This window comes from Kribbella sp. NPDC004536, from assembly GCF_042873835.1.
Lineage (GTDB): Bacteria > Actinomycetota > Actinomycetes > Propionibacteriales > Kribbellaceae > Kribbella.
The window spans coordinates 359,186-375,257 of the sequence record NZ_JBIALY010000001.1; the positions used below are offsets into that span (position 1 = coordinate 359,186).

Here is a 16,072-nt window from a genome sequence, read left to right on the forward strand (position 1 = left end):
CGGGTAGTGGTGTGTGCCTCCGGCGCGGTGCCGGCCCGGCCCCTGCGCCCACACGGGCCTCGGCGGCTACCACTACCCGTTCGTCGGTACGCTTCTACGTGTGAGTACGCCGCGTACGTTGACGCTGCCCGCCGGGGTGCACCCGGAGACCCTCCAGACCGAGCGGGGCGCGTTCGCCACGCTGACCGCCGTACCGTCGATCGGTACGCCGCTGGGCACCGTGCTGCTGGTTCCTGGTTGGACGGGCAGCAAGGAGGACTTCACGCCGCTCGTCGACCACCTGTGCCGGTACGGATGGCGTACGGTCGCCGTGGACCAGCGCGGGCAGTACGAAACGACCGGTCCGGCCGACAAGGCGGCGTACTCGCTGGCAGAGCTCGGCAAGGACGTTGTCGCGATGAGCAAGGCACTCGGTGGTTACAGCCAGCTCGTCGGGCACTCGTTCGGTGGACTGGTGGCGCGGGAGGCCGTACTGACCGACCCGTCGGTGTTCTCGTCGATCAGCCTGCTCTGCTCAGGTCCGGCCGCGTTTACCGACGAGGCGACCGTGCAGAGCCTGCAGATGCTCGCGTTCGGCCTGGAGAACCTCCCGATCGAGCAGGTGTACGACCTGAAGCTCGACCATGACAGCAAGGCCCCTGGATACGTCGCTCCGCCGGCTGACGTCGCGGCGTTTCTGCGGAAGCGGTTCACCAGCAACGTACCGACCAGCCTGGCCGAGATCACCCGGCGTCTGACGGACGCCGAGGACAAGACCGAACTGCTGGCCAAATCCGGTGTACGCGCACAGGTGCTGCACGGCGAGACCGACGACGGCTGGCCGCTCCCGGCGCAGCGTGCGATGGCCGCCGTACTCGGCGTCGAGGCGGAGGTCATCCCCGATGCCGGTCACTCACCGGCGATCGACCAGCCCGCCAAGACCGCCCGGATGCTGGTCGACTTCTTCCACGACTACCAGAGTTTCCGGACGGTCTGACAACTCAGCGGACCGGCGTGATCTGCGGGTCCATCGCGAGCAGGTTCAGGCCGATCGGCGTGAGCGCGTCCTTCACCTGCTGCGTGTAGACGAGCATCGAGACGGTGGCCGGGCCGCCTGTCATGCCTGCGCCGCCGGTCATGTAGATGCCGAGCTTCGGGGCGTCGACCTTCGTGGAGAGCTCGTTGTTGACGCGTTCGTCGTCGGCGCGGCTCATCAGGACGGGCGTGACGCAGAGGTTCCCGGAGTACACCTTCTCGAATGCCTCGCGGAACGCTGCCAGATCGCCGTGGGCGACGCCGACCATGATCACGACCGGGGCGTTGCGGCTGGTGCCGTTCGGGTAGTAGGTGACCGGGCCGTACGCCTGGTCGGCGTGCGCGGCGAGGAACGCGGTCACGGCCGGGGACGCCACGTTGCTCGGCTTCGGCTGCCAGCCGCCGGCAGGAGCTGCGCACGGGAGCTTCGGGAACGGGGTCGGCTTCGGCTCGGTGACGGCGGACTGTTCCGTGACGTCGATAGCACGGTCGCCCCAGATCCCTGTGAGCGTGGCGTGTCCCGTGCGTACACCCTTGATGGTGGTGATGTCAGGGATGCGGTCGAGATCGACTCCGTTGAGGCTGACCGAGTACGCGGCGGGGCAGCTCGGGGCGGGTTCCTTGCCCTTCGGGTAGCCGATGGCGGCGACGGCGAGTGGAGCGCAGTACACGGGGGTCTTGCCGGGTACGGCGATCACCTGGCCGCTGACGCGGACCTTGTCGCCCGGTTTCACCAGGAGTGGGTCGGTCGTGCTGTCGGCCGGCTGCGCCGCTGGGGTCGGGTCGTTGTGGTTCGGGAGTACGGCGAGGGTGGCGGCGGCGATCACGGCGACGCCGGCGGCGGCCAGGGCCGGGATCCAGCTCTTCCGCTTGCCGTGGACGATGTGCTCGAGGTCGGGCTCCGGCGGGAGCTCCTGGTCGGCCCGCCAGCGGGCACCGGCCCGGCGGAGCAGGTCGTCCATCTCGTCAACGGGGTTCATCGCACAGCCTCCACGTTCATTCGCTGACTTCCAGGACGACCCGGAGCCTGGCCCGGGCGTCGGACAACGTCGACTTCACGGTGCCTTCGGAGCACCCCATCACCGCAGCCGTCTCGGCGATCGACAGGTCCGCGAAGTAGTAGCAGTCCACCGCGAGCCGTTGTCGCGCCGGCAACGCCTGTACGGCGTCCTCGACGTCCATGCGCGCGTCCAGGTCGGGGCGGCGGCTCTCGTCGTCCGGGAGGAGTACGAGGCCGCGGTGCGTACGGCGTACCGCCTTGCGCGCCTGGTCCGCGGTGATCGCCAGCAGCCAGGCGGACGGCGTACCGCGGGATTCGTCGTACTGGGACCGCTTGGCCCAGGCCCGCGCGAGCGCCTCCTGCACGACGTCGTCCCGGTCCGCCCCGACCGCGAGCCGCCCCGCCAACCGGGCCATCGCACCCAGATGCGGCCGCACCCAGTCGACGAACGCGCTCTCGTCCCCCGGCGGCACCTGCACCCCGACCACCGGTTCACCCGTCATCGTCGGCATACCTTCTCTACCCCCGCTCCACCCCATCCGGTTGGGTCCCTACCCGCATCTCAACGACCCCACCACCCCAACGTCACCCCACCACCCCATTCCGTAACCGACCCGAGTTATCCACAGATCCCAAAACCCACCCCACAGCCCCCACCGAACTCCCTACGGTCGGAGAACGACAGTTCCAGGGAGAACCAGATGCCGCCCCCATGCGACCCCACAAGCCTGCACCAGGCCTTCGCCGCCTCCCGTCCCCTCGACTGGGGCGAGAAGCAGCCAACCACAGCCGAGATAACCCACCGCCACGGCAAACAAGCCACCCAACGAAGCCTCGAACTCCTTGAACAGGCAGTTGAGGTCGAACCTCAGGTCACCGCCGACTTTCTCAACTCGATTCCCAGCGGCAGCACGCCGTACCACCTCGACAACAGGGTCAAATCACCGGAGTCCCTGGCCCGGAAGCTGCACGACCAGCGCAAGTCGCAGAAGCGGCGCCCGGTGGACGACCTGCTTCGTTACACGGTGCTGACGGAGTCGCCGGACGACCTCGTCGCGGCAACGCTCAACACGGCGGACGCGCTCGCGACATGTGGCTGGCAGGTCGACAACGCGATGCACTCCTACACCGAGGGGTCTCGTTACAAAGGAATCCATGCTTGGCTCCGAACTCCTGACATCGAGCGGGTCGAGATGCAGTGGCACTCGGTGCCGTCTGCCCGGGTCAAGGAACTCACCACGTCCTGGTATCAGGTCGAGCGGAGCGCCACGGCATCCGATTCCGACCGCTCCGCCGCCCGTGAGAAGTGTGTGGCCGCTTCGGCGGAGTTGACGACACCGGCCGGACTCGACGCCATGACCGAACTCGGCGGGCGCCCGGTCAAGGTCAGGAACTACAGTGACTCACGGACTGCTGCTGCACGGCGTCCGGCCGCGGCTGCCGACGAGCGCCAACGGCCGGCGGAAATTCATGATCGAGCCAAGGGGATCTCGCGATGAAGCTCTATCTGGTGAGAGAGGACGAACGCGAAGTCTGGGTCGCTGCGTTGGCGCATGAGCGCATGTATTCGTATGTGGCGAACACCGGGATGTTCCACGACAACGGTGCCTTGCGCAACGACTTCTACATGGAGCGGGACTTCACGTACGAGCCGATCGGGGCAGCCGAGGCGCGGCGGTTGATCGAGGGTGGGGTGGGCACGCTCGACGAGGAGGAGTACGCCGACGTCCTCGACGAGTGGCGCTCCGACACGAAGGGGCTGGCGGCCGCAGACGTCCTCTCGATGGCTGCTGGATCCGACCGGTAGAAGTAACGGCGGCTCGGGTGGGTGGTACTTCGGGTCGGTAGGTTTGGGGGGTGGAGCGGATAGCTGCTGGTTCTTTTCCGATGCCTACTTTGGTGATGACTTCTGCCAATCGTGCGGTGTGGGATCAAGCGCGGGGGTTTGCCGCGGTGCAGGCGCAGGAAGCGAACGCGGCGTTGGGGGTGCTCGAGGAGCGGCTCGACGGTGCGGGGTCGCGGGCGGAGCGGGTGGCGGCGTTCGAGGCGGCGTACCGGCATGTGGCGCAGTGGCGGTACGAGGTTGCCGTGGAGGGGCGGTGGCAGCGACCCGGTGCGAGCGCGGAGGACGTGCGGACGCCGCTGGCGCCGGGTTCGGGGTACCGCGTGACACCGGACAACTGGTTGCCGGACCGGGACACGCCGGCGTTCAAGATGCTGAAGAAGCTGGAGCAGGTGGGCCTCGATCGCCTGGCCGGGGAAACCTCGCTGCAGAACCGGGTCACGCTGCGCGACGGGCGCCGGGTCAACGGGAACACGTTGGGGCTGCAACCCGGACGGTACAGGTTCACCGGGGAGGTGATCGAAGGGTCGGTCGAGGTGGCGATGACCTATGCGGAAGCCGGCGATCGTGAGGTACTGCGACAGGCCGCGTTCGAGGCGCTGGCCGAGCTTGAGGAGGCCCGCGCCGGCGCGGGCACGGATCCGCAGGACCCCGAGCAGCGTCAGACGTTCGTGGATGCGGCGTACTTCCTGGTCCAGGGGCCGGAGTTCCAGCGGGGCAGCGACGCGATCATGCGGACCTTCATCGCGGCGGCGCACACCCGGGTGTTCGACGCGGCGCCGGTGTTGCCGCAGGCAATCGACCTGGACGGGATGGTGCGTGGGCAGGACGGGTTCAGCCAGGTCATGCACGAGCAGTTGCGGATCGCGAAATCCCCGGCGGCCCAGCCCGGCGCCGACGTCGGCGCCGAGCGGCCGGCGGTGCACTCGCCGCATCGCAGAGAAGGACTGGGCCGATGATCACGGCCCGGAGCTTTCCGACGCCCGATCTGCTGAAGCGGACCAACAATCCGGCGGCGTGGGATCAGCTCGCCGGCTTCGCCCAGGTCCAGGCGGCGGAGGCGAACGCGGCACTGCAGTTGTTGTCGGCCCGGCTCGCAGACGCCGGGAGTACCGCAGAGCGCGCGGCGGCGTTCGAGGCGGCGTTCCGGCACGTCAGCGACTGGCGGTACGAGGTGGCCGCGGAGCAGCGCTGGACCCGGCCGGGCAGCGACGTCGAGGAGTTCCGGACTGCGATCGAGCCCGACAACGCAAGGATCTACTGGATCACGCCGTCGGTGGACGAGTACGACCCCGGGTCTCCCGGGCTCCTGTTGCGCACGGAGCTGGACCAGGTGGCGAGGGACCGGCTGATGGGCCACTCCGCGCTGCAGAACGTCGTGACGCTGCGGGACGGCCGGACGATCAACGGCAACCTGCTGAACCGGTCGATCTACCATTTCGGCGTCACGACCGAGACCGCGGCGTACGCTGACCGGGAAGTACTCCGGCAGGCCTCGTTCGAAACTCTGGCCGAGTTGGAGACGCAGCGTGCCGACGAGGGCCGGTTGGACCCGCACGACCCCGAGCTGCGGCAGAAGTTCACCGATGCCGCCTACTTCCTGATCCAGGCGCCGGAGATGAAGCGTGGCAGCGATGCGATCATGCGCACGTTCCTGGTGACGGCGCACACTCAGGTGTTCGACGCCGCACCAGTGTTGCCGCAGGCAATCGACCTGGACGGGATGGTCCGCGGCCAGCAAGGGTTCAACGAGGTGATGCAGGACCAGCTGCGAGTACTCCCACCGGCCAAGGAATCGGGGCCGGCGGCAACCGGGCCGGACCGGGCGCCACAGGACCGCGCCGTACGCCGGACCAGTGGAATGGAACGTTGATAGGGTCACCGGGTATGGGTGCCGATCGGATCACGGCGCGGAGCTTTCCGACGCCGGACATCGTGAAGACGACCAACAATCCGGCGCTGTGGGATCAGCTCGGCGGATTCGCACAGGTGCAGGCCGCGGAGGCGAACGCGGCGCTCCAGTTGCTGGACGAACGGCTCGCGACGGCCACTGGCCTCGACGACCGCGTGGCCGCGTTCGAGGCGGCGTACCAGGATGTGACCGAGTGGCGGTACCAAGTGGCCGTCCAAGGGCAATGGACCCGGCCGAACAGCGACGTCGAGGCCTTCCGGACCCCGATCAAGGCCGGCGAATGGATGGACTACAAGCTCACGCCGGAAGTGGGCGGGCGTGAACCGGGCTCGCCCGCCTACGTTCTGACCGCCGAGCTGGAGCAGGTCGCCAAGGACCGGTTGAAGAACAGCGTGAACATGCGCAACACCGTGACCCTGCCTGATGGGCGAACGATTGCGGGCAACCTGCTCGACCAGGAGTTCTATCCCGGACTGGTCATCACCGGAACCGCGAACTTCGCCGATCGGGAACAGTTGCGGCGGGCATCGTTCGAGCTGCTGGCAGAGCTGGAGACGCAGCGGGCCGATACGGGTCGGCTGGATCCGCAGGATCCCGAGCTTCGGCAGAAGTTCACCGATGCCGCCTACTGCCTGATCCAGGGGCCGGAGATGATGCGCGGCAGCGACTCGATCATGCGCACGTTCCTCGCGACGGCGCACACTCGAGTGTTCGACGCGGCGCCGGTGTTGCCGCAGGCGATCGACCTGGACGGGATGGTCCGCGGCCAGGAAGGGTTCAGCCAGGTGATGCGGGAGCAGTTGCGGATCGTGGCTCCGCAGAGCGGTCGGCCCGTCGTCGACGCGGGTGTCGAGCGAACGGTGCCGAAGTCCCTGAACCGCGGCGGTGGACTGGCCCGCGGCTGAGCGGGCCTGGTCAGGTGGCGTGGGTGTAGAGCTGGGTGATGACGGACTCGATGGTGGGTTCGGAGATGGACAGGTCGACGAGGGGGTAGTTGGCGGCCAGTTGGGTCAGGAGGGGCGCTGCGCTGGTGGTGGTCGGGAAGGTCAGGTGCTGGCGGGGCCCGTCGACCTTGACCACGGTTGCGCCGGTGATTTCGATGGGCGGTAGGGAGGTGGCCAGGTCCACTACCAGGGTCCGGGGAGCCGACTGGCTTGATTTCAGGTGGTCCAGGGTGCCGTCGAAGATCTGGTGGCCGTGATCGATGACCATGACGCGGGTGCAGAGGGCTTCGATGTCGTCGAGGTCGTGGGTGGTGAGGATGATCGTGGTACGGCGGACGGTGTTGATCTCGGCGAGGAACTCGCGGAGCCGTGCCTTGCTGATGACGTCGAGGCCGATGGTCGGTTCGTCCAGGTAGACGATCTCGGGGTCGTGCAGCAGCGCGGCGGCGATGTCGCCTCGCATCCGTTGGCCCAGCGAGAGCTGGCGAACGGGGACGTCGAGCAGGTCGCCGAGGTCCAGCAGTTCGACGAACGTCGCCAGGTTCTCGCGGTGGCGTTCGACCGGTACGCCGTACATCTTCTGCAGAACCGCGAACGAGTCCTTCAACGGTAGGTCCCACCACAGAGTGGTGCGCTGACCGAAGACGACACCGATGCGGCGAGCCAGCTTCAGGCGGTGCCGCGACGGGTCGACGCCGGCGACACGGATCGTGCCGCCGGACGGAACCAGGATGCCGGTCAGCATCTTGATCGTGGTGGACTTGCCGGCCCCGTTCGGCCCGATGTACCCGACCACTTCCCCGGGCTCGACGGTGAACGACAGCCCGTCGACCGCTCGGACCTCCCGGCTGGTACGGCGGAACCCGGTCCGTGACCGCACCGTGAAGGATCGCGTCACGTCGGACAACTCGATGACAGACACAGCTCAGCTCCCTGTACTGCGATAGCGACGAAGGCCGGCCCGCCACGCGAGCGACGCCACCCCGACCATGAGTGCGGCCACCAACGGCGACAGCAGCCCGATCCAGGACGGCAGGCCGAGCGGCGCGGGCTTACCCAGTACGAAGAGCACCGGGTAGTAGTTGACAAAGGCAAGCGGTACGACGAACGTGACGGCCCGGACGATCTCCTTGCCGAACACCGTCAACGGGAACTGGGTCAGCGCCTGCCCGCCGTACGTGACCGAGTTCGCCAGCTCCGCCGAGTCGATCGCGACGAACTGGAACGCGGCGCCGAGCACGAACAGCGCCCCGAAGATGATCGACCCCGTGATCAGCGACAACACCAACATGATGCCGCGGGCAACCGTCCAGTCGATGTCGACCTTGCTCAGGGCAAACACCAGTACGGCCCCGGCCTGCAACGGGCGGCCCAGCCGGCGCAGTGCGAACCCGTCGGCCGCGGCCTGCAGGAACGCCGGTACCGGCCGGATCAGGTACGCGTCGAACGCCCCGGTCCGGATCCGCTCGCCGACCCGTTCGATCGACCCGGTCAGCAGGTCGGCGATCCCCAAAGCCGTCGAGGACGTTGCGTACAGCAACGCCATCTCACCGAGCGAGAAGCCGCCGAACGCGGTGATGTGGCTGAACATGATCAGCACCGCGACGAAATCGGTCACGTTGACCAGCGTCGAACTGATCAGCATCAGCACGAACGACGCCGGGTACGCCAGCACCGACCGGATCCACATCACGATCAGCAGCCAGTACTGCGCCGGCGCCCGGAGGACACGTTCAACCACCCTGGATCACCACCTTCCGGGTCGCCAGCGTGGTGGCGAGCTGACCCGCCAGGACCAGTACGAGCAGCCAGCCGAACTGGAACAGCAGCGCCGCGCCGGTGCCGCCCGGGTTCCGCCCGAGCCAGATGTCGATCGGCACCTGCATGGTCGCGGCCCACGGCGTCGCGCGCGCGATCACGCCGAGCCAGCCCGGGAACGCGACCAGCGGCAGGATCGTCCCGGCGAAGAACAGCGACAGGACCAGCGCGAGCTGCTCCATCCCGCGCGAGTCGGTGATCCAGAAACCGGACAGCGCGACCAGGTACCGGATCGCGAAGCTGACCATGATCCCGAGCACCAGCCCGAGCAGGACCAGCGGCCACAACGCCACACTTGAAGGAAACTTGAGGTCGAAGACGAGCGCGCCGACCAGCAACGGCGCCCCGCCGCGGGCCAGCAGCGCGAACATCGCGCGCCCGAGGTCGACCGACAGCCACCACAGCAACAGATGCGTCGGCCGGTACAGGTCGACCGCGATCGCGCCGCTGCGGACCCGCTCCCCCAGCTCGTTCGTCGTGGTCGCGCCGAAGATCCCGACCGGCATCAGCAGTCCCTGCTGCAACCACACGAACGTCAGCGCGTCCGGTACGTCGTACCCGCCGAGCCCGGGCCGTTCGTGCCAGAGCGTCAGGTACACGCCGCAGAGGATGAACCCGAAGACCGTGTTCGTGAAGATCCCCGACACGGTGGCGATCCGGTACGTCGAGAACCGCCGGAAGGACCGCACGGCGATCGCCCAATAGACACCCACTACTACCTCCTCTCGCACACGAAACGTGGTGTCCGAGAGCACAGTCCTTGTCACAGAGCACGCAGAACCGCCCCGAATCCAACAGGACCCGGGGGTTCGGACACCACTGTGACGGCACGGTGAACCGTGCCGATTGTCAAGGGCAGAGGAGGGACGGTACGCCGCCGTACGAGCAACCGTCAACACGAATAACCGGTCCGGGCGTGGGACCCCTCAGACCCGCGCCCGGACCGGTGCCCGGGGAAAGCTATACCGTGTCGGTCCTCAGCAGGTGCGCGAGGTGCGTCGCGAACGGCACGGGATGACTGGAGTAACCGCCGTGGCCGCCCGGGAACATCACCACCGGCCAGCCGAGGTGGTCCGCGATGACGTCGATCGGACGTCCCGGCAGATGCGCGTACGACTCCAGCCCGGCCGCCGGCACCACCCGATCCGCGACGCGTTTCAGCGCTGACAGGTCCGGGACGTACCGGGTGAACGGCAGCAGCTTGTGTTCGTAGAAGTTGGGCGCGTTCGCCTGCATCCGCTCGGCGAGCTCGCGGTACTCGGGCAGCAGGTCCTCCAGCGGCGGCATCGCGTCGCCGTCCAGCCCGGTGCCCATCATGAACACGACGTCTGCCGCAGTCAGCCCGTCCTCGTGGTACGTGCTGTAGACCTCGTCGAAGAACGCCCGCGCGTCGGCGGCGTCCGGGAGTACCTCGGTGCACGGTGGTTCGTGGGCGACCAGCATCCGTACGCGGTCCGGATACCGGGTGATCAGCTCGAGCCCGGTGATCGCGCCGGAACTGCTGCCGAAGACGTACGCCGGTTCGTCCCCGGCGATCGCGTCGAGCAGCGCGAGCGCGTCCGCGGCCGACTGCTCGATGCACTCGTCCGCCGGGTCGCCGTCGTACGTGCTGCGTGAGTTGCCGCGCGGGTCGTACGTGACAACCGTGTACTCCGCCGCGAGCTGGCCGACGATCCCCGAGTACACGCCCGCGTCGGTCCCACCACCGGCGATCAGCAACAACACCGGCCCGTCCCCGGCAACCTCGTAATGCAGCACCGCCCCCGGCACCACCAGCTTGTTAACAGTCTTCGCATTCATTCTCCCGACCCCTCTCATCCACCCTCAGGGTTCACCCACCCGCTGGCACGCCACGCACACGGCGCTGGCACGATCTCAGCCGGCTTCGTCCAGTGGGATCGCCACAGGTTCGTCCAGACCGGCCCAGGGTTCACGGGTGGGCGCTTCGCGGCGGCCTTGGGGGCAGATTTTGGCGAAGTCGCACCAGCCACAGAGGGGGGACGGCTCGGGTGGGAAGGCGGCGTCGGCCTCGGCGGGGGTGAGGCCTTCGGCCCAGCGGGCTTCGGCGGCGGCGGCATCGTCGGCCATCGACTCGGCGCGTTTCTGGTGCCGGGCGAGGGACGCGTCGTCGTGGTCGGCCGCGGCGACCGTGTTGGTCGGCAGGTGGTGCAGTTCGACCCGGGTACACGGCTTGTGCAGTACGCGGCGGGCGCCGAGTACGTAGAGCGCCATCGCCAAAGACGACCGGGCATCGACAGACGTCAGCGGCCGGCGCCCGGTCTTGTAGTCGACGATCGCGAGCTCGGTGTCGCCGCTCCCGTCCCGCGCCGGGCGCTCGTCGATCCGGTCCACCCGGCCGCGCAGCGACGCGCGCTCGGTGGTGAAGGCAACGGTCCGCTCCACCCCGCGGGGTTCGTAGTACGGATCGGTGTCGCGCAAGTACCCCAGCACCATCTCGGTCGACCGGTCCCGCCAGTCGAGCGACTGCTGCTCGTCGCGGAACCCCTCGCTGCGCCAACTCGAGCGCATCTTCGCGACCACCTCGTCCGGCGTCCGGCGGGCCGCGGGCCAGCGCCCGAAGAAGTCCGCGAGCACCTCGTGGACGATCGCGCCGACCGTGTTGTGCGCCCACGGCGGACCCTTCGGCGGGCGCGGGGTCTCGAGGTAGGTGTACCGGTACTTGCGCTTGCAGTCGGCGAACGTGAGCAGCTTCGTCGGCGTCGCCACGAACAGCCGGGTGGGCATTCCAGGAAGCACGATCAGCCCGCCCTGATGAAGTCGCGGACGGCACCGGCCACCAACTGGACGGCGATCGCACTCAGCAGCAGACCGGCGATCCGGGTGATCAGCAGGACGCCGTTCTCCCCGAGGAGCCGCATGATGATGCCGGAGAACCGCAGCGTCAGCCACATCACCAGGTGGATCGCGACGATCCCGGCCGAGATCGCGACCACGTCCGGCAACGAACCGTTCGCACGCTGCACGAACACCATCGTCGCCACTATCGCACCCGGACCGGCGAGCAGCGGCGTACCGAGCGGAACGAACGCGATGTTGACGTTCTTGGTCTGCACCGGGTCCTCGGCGGTATCGGTCAGCAACTGCAGCGCGATCAGCAGGAGCAGCAGACCGCCCGCGCACTGCAGCGCGGGAAGCGTGATGCCGAGGTGCTTGAGGATCTGCTGCCCGAACGCGGCGAACACCACGATCACACCGAACGCGACCAGCACCGCCTGCCAGGCCGCCTTCTTCCGTACGGCTCGCGACTGCCCCGCGGTCAGCGAGATGAACAGCGGGACCGTACCCGGCGGGTCCATGATCACGAACAGCGTGACGAAGACCGAGCTGAACAGACCCGCGTTGATGACGCTGTTCACGGGAGGTAGGCCTCGGGTACTGCGGCGTCGGAGGCGGCGGCGTTCGTCTTGGCGACTTCGAGCAGCCGCTCGAGCTGCTCCGGCTCGGTGGAGTTCACGCCCAGGTCGTGGTCGATCTTGCCGGCGCCGTGGTGGTCGCTGGAGCCGGTGTAGATGATGCCGAGGTTCCGTGCGATCGCGCGCAGCGCCTCCCGCGACGCCGGCGAGTGGTCCTGGTGGTCGACCTCGATCCCGGCCAGCCCGTGGTCGTCGACCAGCCGGCCGAGGGTCTCCTCGGTCATCACCTTGTAGCTCGACCGGCCCCACGGATGCGCGATCACCGGCACGCCGCCGGCCTCCCGGACCAGGTCGATCGCGTGCCCCGGCTCGAGCGCGTAGTGCGGGACGTGGCCGGCGCGGCCGTCGGCGAGGTACTTGTCGAACGCCTCGCTCCGGTTGGCGACCGTACCGTTCGCGACCAGGGCGTCGGCGACGTGCGGGCGGCCGACCGACGGCGTACCGGTCGCCTGGGCGAGCACCTCGTCGACGGTCAGCGGTACGCCGATGCTGTTCAGCCGGGCGACGATCGTCGGGATCCGGTCGGTACGGCCCTCGCGGACGATCCGCAGGTCCTTCGCGAGCGGCGGGTACGACGGATCGGGCAGGTAGCTCAGCAGGTGGACGCTGATCCCGTTCAGCTTGCAGGAGATCTCCAGGCCCGGCACGAACCCGATCCCGAGCTCCTCCGCGGCCTGCCGGCCCTCCACCCAGCCGTCCGCGGTGTCGTGGTCGGTGAGCGCGATCACGTCCAGCCCCGCCTCGTGCGCGTGCCTGATCAGGACGGCCACCGGGTCGGTGCCGTCCGAACGGTTCGAGTGGGTGTGCAGGTCGATGCGCACGCGGTCCGCGTCCCTTCGCCGGTCTTCTGTCACCGCTGATGCTATCCGGGTTCACCCTTGTGACCTGGTACTTATGCACAGACGCTCTATCCTCGGGGTGCATGGAGCGCGTCGACTGTGTGGGTGCCCTGGTGTACGACGAGCAGCACCGGCTGCTCGTGGTCCGGCGGGCGAACGAGCCGGGCCGTGGTCTGTGGTCGATCCCGGGCGGCCGGGTCGAACCGGGTGAGGACGATCCGGCGGCGGTCGCCCGCGAGGTCGCGGAGGAGACCGGGCTGACGGTTGTCGTCGGCGGACTGGTCGGCGAGGTGGAGCGGCCGGGTCCGCGGGGGCAGCTGTATGTGATCCGCGACTACGAGGCGACCGCGGTGGGCGGGACGCTGACACCGGGTGACGACGCCTCGGACGCACGGTTCGTCACCCGCTCGGAGATGGCGTCGTTGCCGACGGCCACGCTGCTCGTTTCCACGTTGGAGCAGTGGAACGCGCTACCTGGTTAGCAGTAGCTGAGCGGTACGTTGCCGGCGGCGAAGGCTTTCGGGGTGACGTGCATGAGGGCGCGGAAGTCGGCGATCAGGTGCGACTGGTCGGAGTACCCGGCGTACGCGGCCGCGTCCGCCCAGCGCGCCGACTGCCCGAGCACGCTGCGTACCCGGCTGATCCGGGCGAAATGCTTCGGCGAGACACCGACAGCCTGCCGGAACACCCGCCGCAGGTAACGCTCACTGACCCCGAGCCGAGCAGCAGCCACATCCACCCGCGGCCGTCCCGTGAGCTCGTGGACAGCGGTGCGGACCAGGTCCAACCGGCTGGGCAGGCGAGCCGGCATCCCGGCGACCAAGTAGTCGCCCAGCACCTCCGCTGCGCGCTCGAGGTCGTTGCGGTGGGTGATGAGGCGCTCGGCGAGGTCGGTTGCGGAAGGCCCGTGGAGACACTTCAGTGGGACGACTTGGTCCAGCAGTTCGTCGGCAGCGGTGTCGAGGAGGGGAATCACGCCGCCGGGACTGATCCTCAGACGTAGGCAGACCGGGAGGTCCTTGGTGGGGTGGTAGGTCGCCTTCGTCCGCGGACCCGCGACCAGTACGTCACTCGCGCCCGCGGGCGTCATCCGCCAGACGACCGTGGTGGCCGGATCGGGTGGGAGGACGGTGATCGGCGTCGTCGCCGGCTTCAGGGTGACGGACTCGATCCACGGGTGCACGGGTTCGAGCGTACCCAGCCGCGGGCGCGTTCCGAAGTACCGAAAGTTCCTATCCCGCAACCGCGCGACCCGGTCAGGCTGGAGCAATGATTCTGGTGACAGGTGCGACCGGCACCATCGGCAGTGAGCTCGTCCGGCAACTGGTTGCCCGCGGCATCCCGGTACGCGGAATGACTCGCAAGCCGCACGATTCCTTCGTACAGGCGGATTTCGACGATCCCGAGTCGTTGCGCAAGGCAATCGACGGCGTCGACACGGTCTTCCTGCTGACCGCGCCCGGCCCGTGGGTTCCGGCGCACGACCAGGCGCTCGTGGACGCGGCACTCGACGCGGACGTGCGGAAGATCGTCAAGCTGTCCGCGATCGGCACCACCGACGACGGGGCTCCGGGGAGCTGGCACGCGCCGGGTGAACGTGCCGTCCGCGAGAGCGGTCTGACCTGGACGATCCTCCGCCCGGCCGGGTTCGCGTCGAACGTACTCCGCTGGCTCCCGGCGATCCACAACGGACAGCCGATCCCGAACCAAACGGGCTCCGGCCGGCACGCCTTCGTCGACCCGCGCGACGTCGCCGCAGTCGCCGCGGAGGTACTCGTTTCGGACCATCAGCGGATCTACACGTTGACGGGTCCGGAACTGCTGAACGTTCCGGAACAGGTCGCCGTGCTGTCCGACGTACTCGGCTCCGAACTGACTGTCGCGGACATACCACTGGAAACCTATGCGGAGCAGTTGCGCAAAGCAGGGCTGGACGAGGCGGTCGTGTCAGTTGCCCTGCGCGGAGCGGAGCTGATCCGGTCCGGCGGCGAGCAGACCGTGACGGACGACGTCGAGCGAGTACTCGGCCGGCCGGCACGTACCTTCCGGGAATGGGCTCGCGCGTACTTCGGCTGACCGCCAGACTGGGCCGATGGACGTCGTACGGGCGATCGAGGACAACGCGGCCGACCTGCTGATGGCGATGGGCGCGGCGGGCGGTGGTTCGCAGCGCGCCGACGCCCGCGCGACGTGGACGATCGGGGGCTCACCCCTCGACTACCACAACGCCGTCGTCCGCGCGTCCGACACCGGCGTGATCGCGGAATCCCTTGCGGAGTTGAAGAAACACGACGTACCGGGCACCTGGCACGTCGGTCCGTCGATGCAGATCGACCGTACGGCACTGACGGCGGCCGGGTTCGTCGCAGCCGGCAACGAGCCCGGGATGGCCGTACGGATCTCCGAGCTGACGGCGCCCCGCGACGTACCAGGTCTGGAGCTCGTCCGGATCACCGACGACGAGACGATGGCGACCTGGGAGGCGACGCTCGGCCAGGGATTCGGCGAGGGCGAGCGGGAGGCCCGCTGGGCCGCGGCGACGTTCCGCAAGCTGGGGTACGGCGATCCCTGGCGGCACTACCTCGGCGTGCTCGACGGTAGGCCGGTCGGGACGGCGACGGTGTTCCTCGGCGCGGGCGTCGCCGGCCTGTACTTCGTGATGACGGTCCCGTCCGTACGACGGCGCGGGATCGGAGCGGCGATCACGTACGGCGTGCTGCGGGATTCAGGCCCGGAGTACGCCGTACTCGGATCGTCCGCGGCCGGGCGCCCGGTGTACGAGGCGCTCGGGTTCCGCGAGTACTGCACGATCGACTTCTACGAGTGGACCGGCTCGAGCACCTCGGCCGGCTGACGCTCGCGGAGCAGCAGGAACGCGTCGAACAGCATCACGGCGGCCGTCAGACCGTGTACGCCGAGCGCGGTCGCCGCGGGACCGCCGTGGCTGAGGACGGTGATCATGTCGACGATCGGGGCGAGCGCGGTGATCGCCATCATGATGCCGGTCGAGCGGCGCTGACGGAGCGCGAACAGGGCCAGGATGTTCAGCGCGAGGACGATGTCGCGGATGCCCTTCACGGCGAAGTACCCGGCGGCGATTCCGGTCGGCCACTCGGGGATCCCGAAGCTGGGGGCCGCGGTGTGCCCGGCGAACAGGAACTGGCTGCCGAAGGTGAGCGGGAAGACACCGAGCAGCACGGTCAGGACATTGGTGAAGCGACGCATCAGAGGACTCCTTGAACTAGCAGCGCTAACTTTCCTAGCGATG

General features: G+C 68.5%; 20 protein-coding genes. 9 read left to right on the top strand and 11 right to left on the bottom strand.

Going from position 1 to position 16,072, the window contains the following annotated elements; translation table 11 throughout:
• Positions 1 to 100: 100 nt before the first annotated feature.
• Positions 101 to 976, top strand: a complete 876-nt coding sequence (locus tag ACFYRU_RS01755) for an alpha/beta fold hydrolase (RefSeq protein ID WP_387651867.1) — start codon at positions 101 to 103, stop codon at positions 974 to 976.
• 4 nt (positions 977 to 980) lie between these two features.
• Here ACFYRU_RS01755 and ACFYRU_RS01760 read toward each other — a convergent pair whose 3' ends face one another.
• Together ACFYRU_RS01760 and ACFYRU_RS01765 are read right to left on the bottom strand one after the other, a co-directional pair.
• The gene (locus ACFYRU_RS01760; protein WP_387651870.1) at positions 981 to 1,994 is read right to left on the bottom strand and encodes a hypothetical protein; all 1,014 of its coding nucleotides are present in this window, start codon (positions 1,992 to 1,994) and stop codon (positions 981 to 983) included.
• Positions 1,995 to 2,010: 16 nt separating this feature from the next.
• Entirely contained in the window at positions 2,011 to 2,517 is a 507-nt protein-coding gene (locus ACFYRU_RS01765) for an RNA polymerase sigma factor (protein WP_387651873.1), read from the bottom strand.
• 498 nt (positions 2,518 to 3,015) lie between these two features.
• Here ACFYRU_RS01765 and ACFYRU_RS01770 point away from each other — a divergent pair, with 498 nt between their 5' ends.
• From ACFYRU_RS01770 to ACFYRU_RS01790, 5 genes are all read left to right on the top strand, one after another.
• On the top strand, positions 3,016 to 3,513 hold the full coding sequence (locus ACFYRU_RS01770; protein WP_387651876.1) for a hypothetical protein: 498 nt from the start codon (positions 3,016 to 3,018) through the stop codon (positions 3,511 to 3,513).
• Positions 3,510 to 3,821 carry a hypothetical protein gene (locus ACFYRU_RS01775; protein WP_387651879.1) on the top strand — a complete coding sequence of 104 codons (312 nt, stop codon included), beginning with the start codon at positions 3,510 to 3,512 and terminating at the stop codon, positions 3,819 to 3,821. The genes ACFYRU_RS01770 and ACFYRU_RS01775 overlap by 4 nt, the downstream gene beginning before the upstream one ends.
• 146 nt (positions 3,822 to 3,967) lie before the next feature.
• Entirely contained in the window at positions 3,968 to 4,816 is an 849-nt protein-coding gene (locus ACFYRU_RS01780) for a hypothetical protein (protein ID WP_387651881.1), read from the top strand.
• Positions 4,813 to 5,730, top strand: a complete 918-nt coding sequence (locus tag ACFYRU_RS01785; protein ID WP_387651884.1) for a hypothetical protein — start codon at positions 4,813 to 4,815, stop codon at positions 5,728 to 5,730. The genes ACFYRU_RS01780 and ACFYRU_RS01785 overlap by 4 nt, the downstream gene beginning before the upstream one ends.
• 14 nt (positions 5,731 to 5,744) lie before the next feature.
• On the top strand, positions 5,745 to 6,674 hold the full coding sequence (locus ACFYRU_RS01790; RefSeq protein WP_387651887.1) for a hypothetical protein: 930 nt from the start codon (positions 5,745 to 5,747) through the stop codon (positions 6,672 to 6,674).
• 10 nt (positions 6,675 to 6,684) lie between these two features.
• Here ACFYRU_RS01790 and ACFYRU_RS01795 read toward each other — a convergent pair whose 3' ends face one another.
• The 7 genes from ACFYRU_RS01795 to ACFYRU_RS01825 all read right to left on the bottom strand — a co-directional run bounded on the left by ACFYRU_RS01795 (position 6,685) and on the right by ACFYRU_RS01825 (position 12,786).
• Positions 6,685 to 7,635, bottom strand: a complete 951-nt coding sequence (locus tag ACFYRU_RS01795) for an ATP-binding cassette domain-containing protein (RefSeq protein WP_387651890.1) — start codon at positions 7,633 to 7,635, stop codon at positions 6,685 to 6,687.
• Positions 7,636 to 7,638: 3 nt separating this feature from the next.
• Positions 7,639 to 8,454 (bottom strand): ABC transporter permease, encoded by an 816-nt coding sequence (locus ACFYRU_RS01800; RefSeq protein ID WP_387651892.1) that lies wholly within the window; start codon positions 8,452 to 8,454, stop codon positions 7,639 to 7,641.
• Complete coding sequence (locus tag ACFYRU_RS01805) at positions 8,447 to 9,244, bottom strand: ABC transporter permease (RefSeq protein ID WP_387651895.1); 798 nt, start codon at positions 9,242 to 9,244, stop codon at positions 8,447 to 8,449. The genes ACFYRU_RS01800 and ACFYRU_RS01805 overlap by 8 nt, the downstream gene beginning before the upstream one ends.
• 247 nt (positions 9,245 to 9,491) lie before the next feature.
• On the bottom strand, positions 9,492 to 10,331 hold the full coding sequence (locus ACFYRU_RS01810) for an alpha/beta hydrolase (RefSeq protein ID WP_387651898.1): 840 nt from the start codon (positions 10,329 to 10,331) through the stop codon (positions 9,492 to 9,494).
• A 75-nt stretch (positions 10,332 to 10,406) separates the two neighbouring features.
• Positions 10,407 to 11,276, bottom strand: coding sequence for a RecB family exonuclease (locus ACFYRU_RS01815; protein WP_387651901.1), 870 nt, complete (start codon positions 11,274 to 11,276; stop codon positions 10,407 to 10,409).
• A 14-nt stretch (positions 11,277 to 11,290) separates the two neighbouring features.
• Positions 11,291 to 11,908, bottom strand: a complete 618-nt coding sequence (locus ACFYRU_RS01820) for a MarC family protein (protein WP_387651904.1) — start codon at positions 11,906 to 11,908, stop codon at positions 11,291 to 11,293.
• Positions 11,905 to 12,786 (bottom strand): PHP domain-containing protein, encoded by an 882-nt coding sequence (locus ACFYRU_RS01825; RefSeq protein WP_387651907.1) that lies wholly within the window; start codon positions 12,784 to 12,786, stop codon positions 11,905 to 11,907. The genes ACFYRU_RS01820 and ACFYRU_RS01825 overlap by 4 nt, the downstream gene beginning before the upstream one ends.
• A 101-nt stretch (positions 12,787 to 12,887) precedes the next feature.
• Here ACFYRU_RS01825 and ACFYRU_RS01830 point away from each other — a divergent pair, with 101 nt between their 5' ends.
• Positions 12,888 to 13,286, top strand: coding sequence for an NUDIX domain-containing protein (locus ACFYRU_RS01830; RefSeq protein ID WP_387651910.1), 399 nt, complete (start codon positions 12,888 to 12,890; stop codon positions 13,284 to 13,286).
• On the opposite strand, the gene ACFYRU_RS01835 is transcribed toward ACFYRU_RS01830, so the two are convergent.
• Positions 13,283 to 13,987: a helix-turn-helix domain-containing protein gene (locus ACFYRU_RS01835; protein ID WP_387651912.1), complete on the bottom strand. Its 705-nt coding sequence runs from the start codon at positions 13,985 to 13,987 to the stop codon at positions 13,283 to 13,285. The genes ACFYRU_RS01830 and ACFYRU_RS01835 overlap by 4 nt on opposite strands.
• Before the next feature lie 86 nt (positions 13,988 to 14,073).
• Here ACFYRU_RS01835 and ACFYRU_RS01840 point away from each other — a divergent pair, with 86 nt between their 5' ends.
• Positions 14,074 to 14,880: an NAD(P)H-binding protein gene (locus tag ACFYRU_RS01840; protein WP_387651915.1), complete on the top strand. Its 807-nt coding sequence runs from the start codon at positions 14,074 to 14,076 to the stop codon at positions 14,878 to 14,880.
• Positions 14,881 to 14,896: 16 nt separating this feature from the next.
• Entirely contained in the window at positions 14,897 to 15,658 is a 762-nt protein-coding gene (locus ACFYRU_RS01845; protein WP_387651917.1) for a GNAT family N-acetyltransferase, read from the top strand.
• Here ACFYRU_RS01845 and ACFYRU_RS01850 read toward each other — a convergent pair.
• Entirely contained in the window at positions 15,622 to 16,029 is a 408-nt protein-coding gene (locus ACFYRU_RS01850) for a DUF4267 domain-containing protein (protein WP_387651919.1), read from the bottom strand. The two genes, ACFYRU_RS01845 and ACFYRU_RS01850, sit on opposite strands and share 37 nt — an antisense overlap.
• Positions 16,030 to 16,072 lie beyond the last annotated feature (43 nt).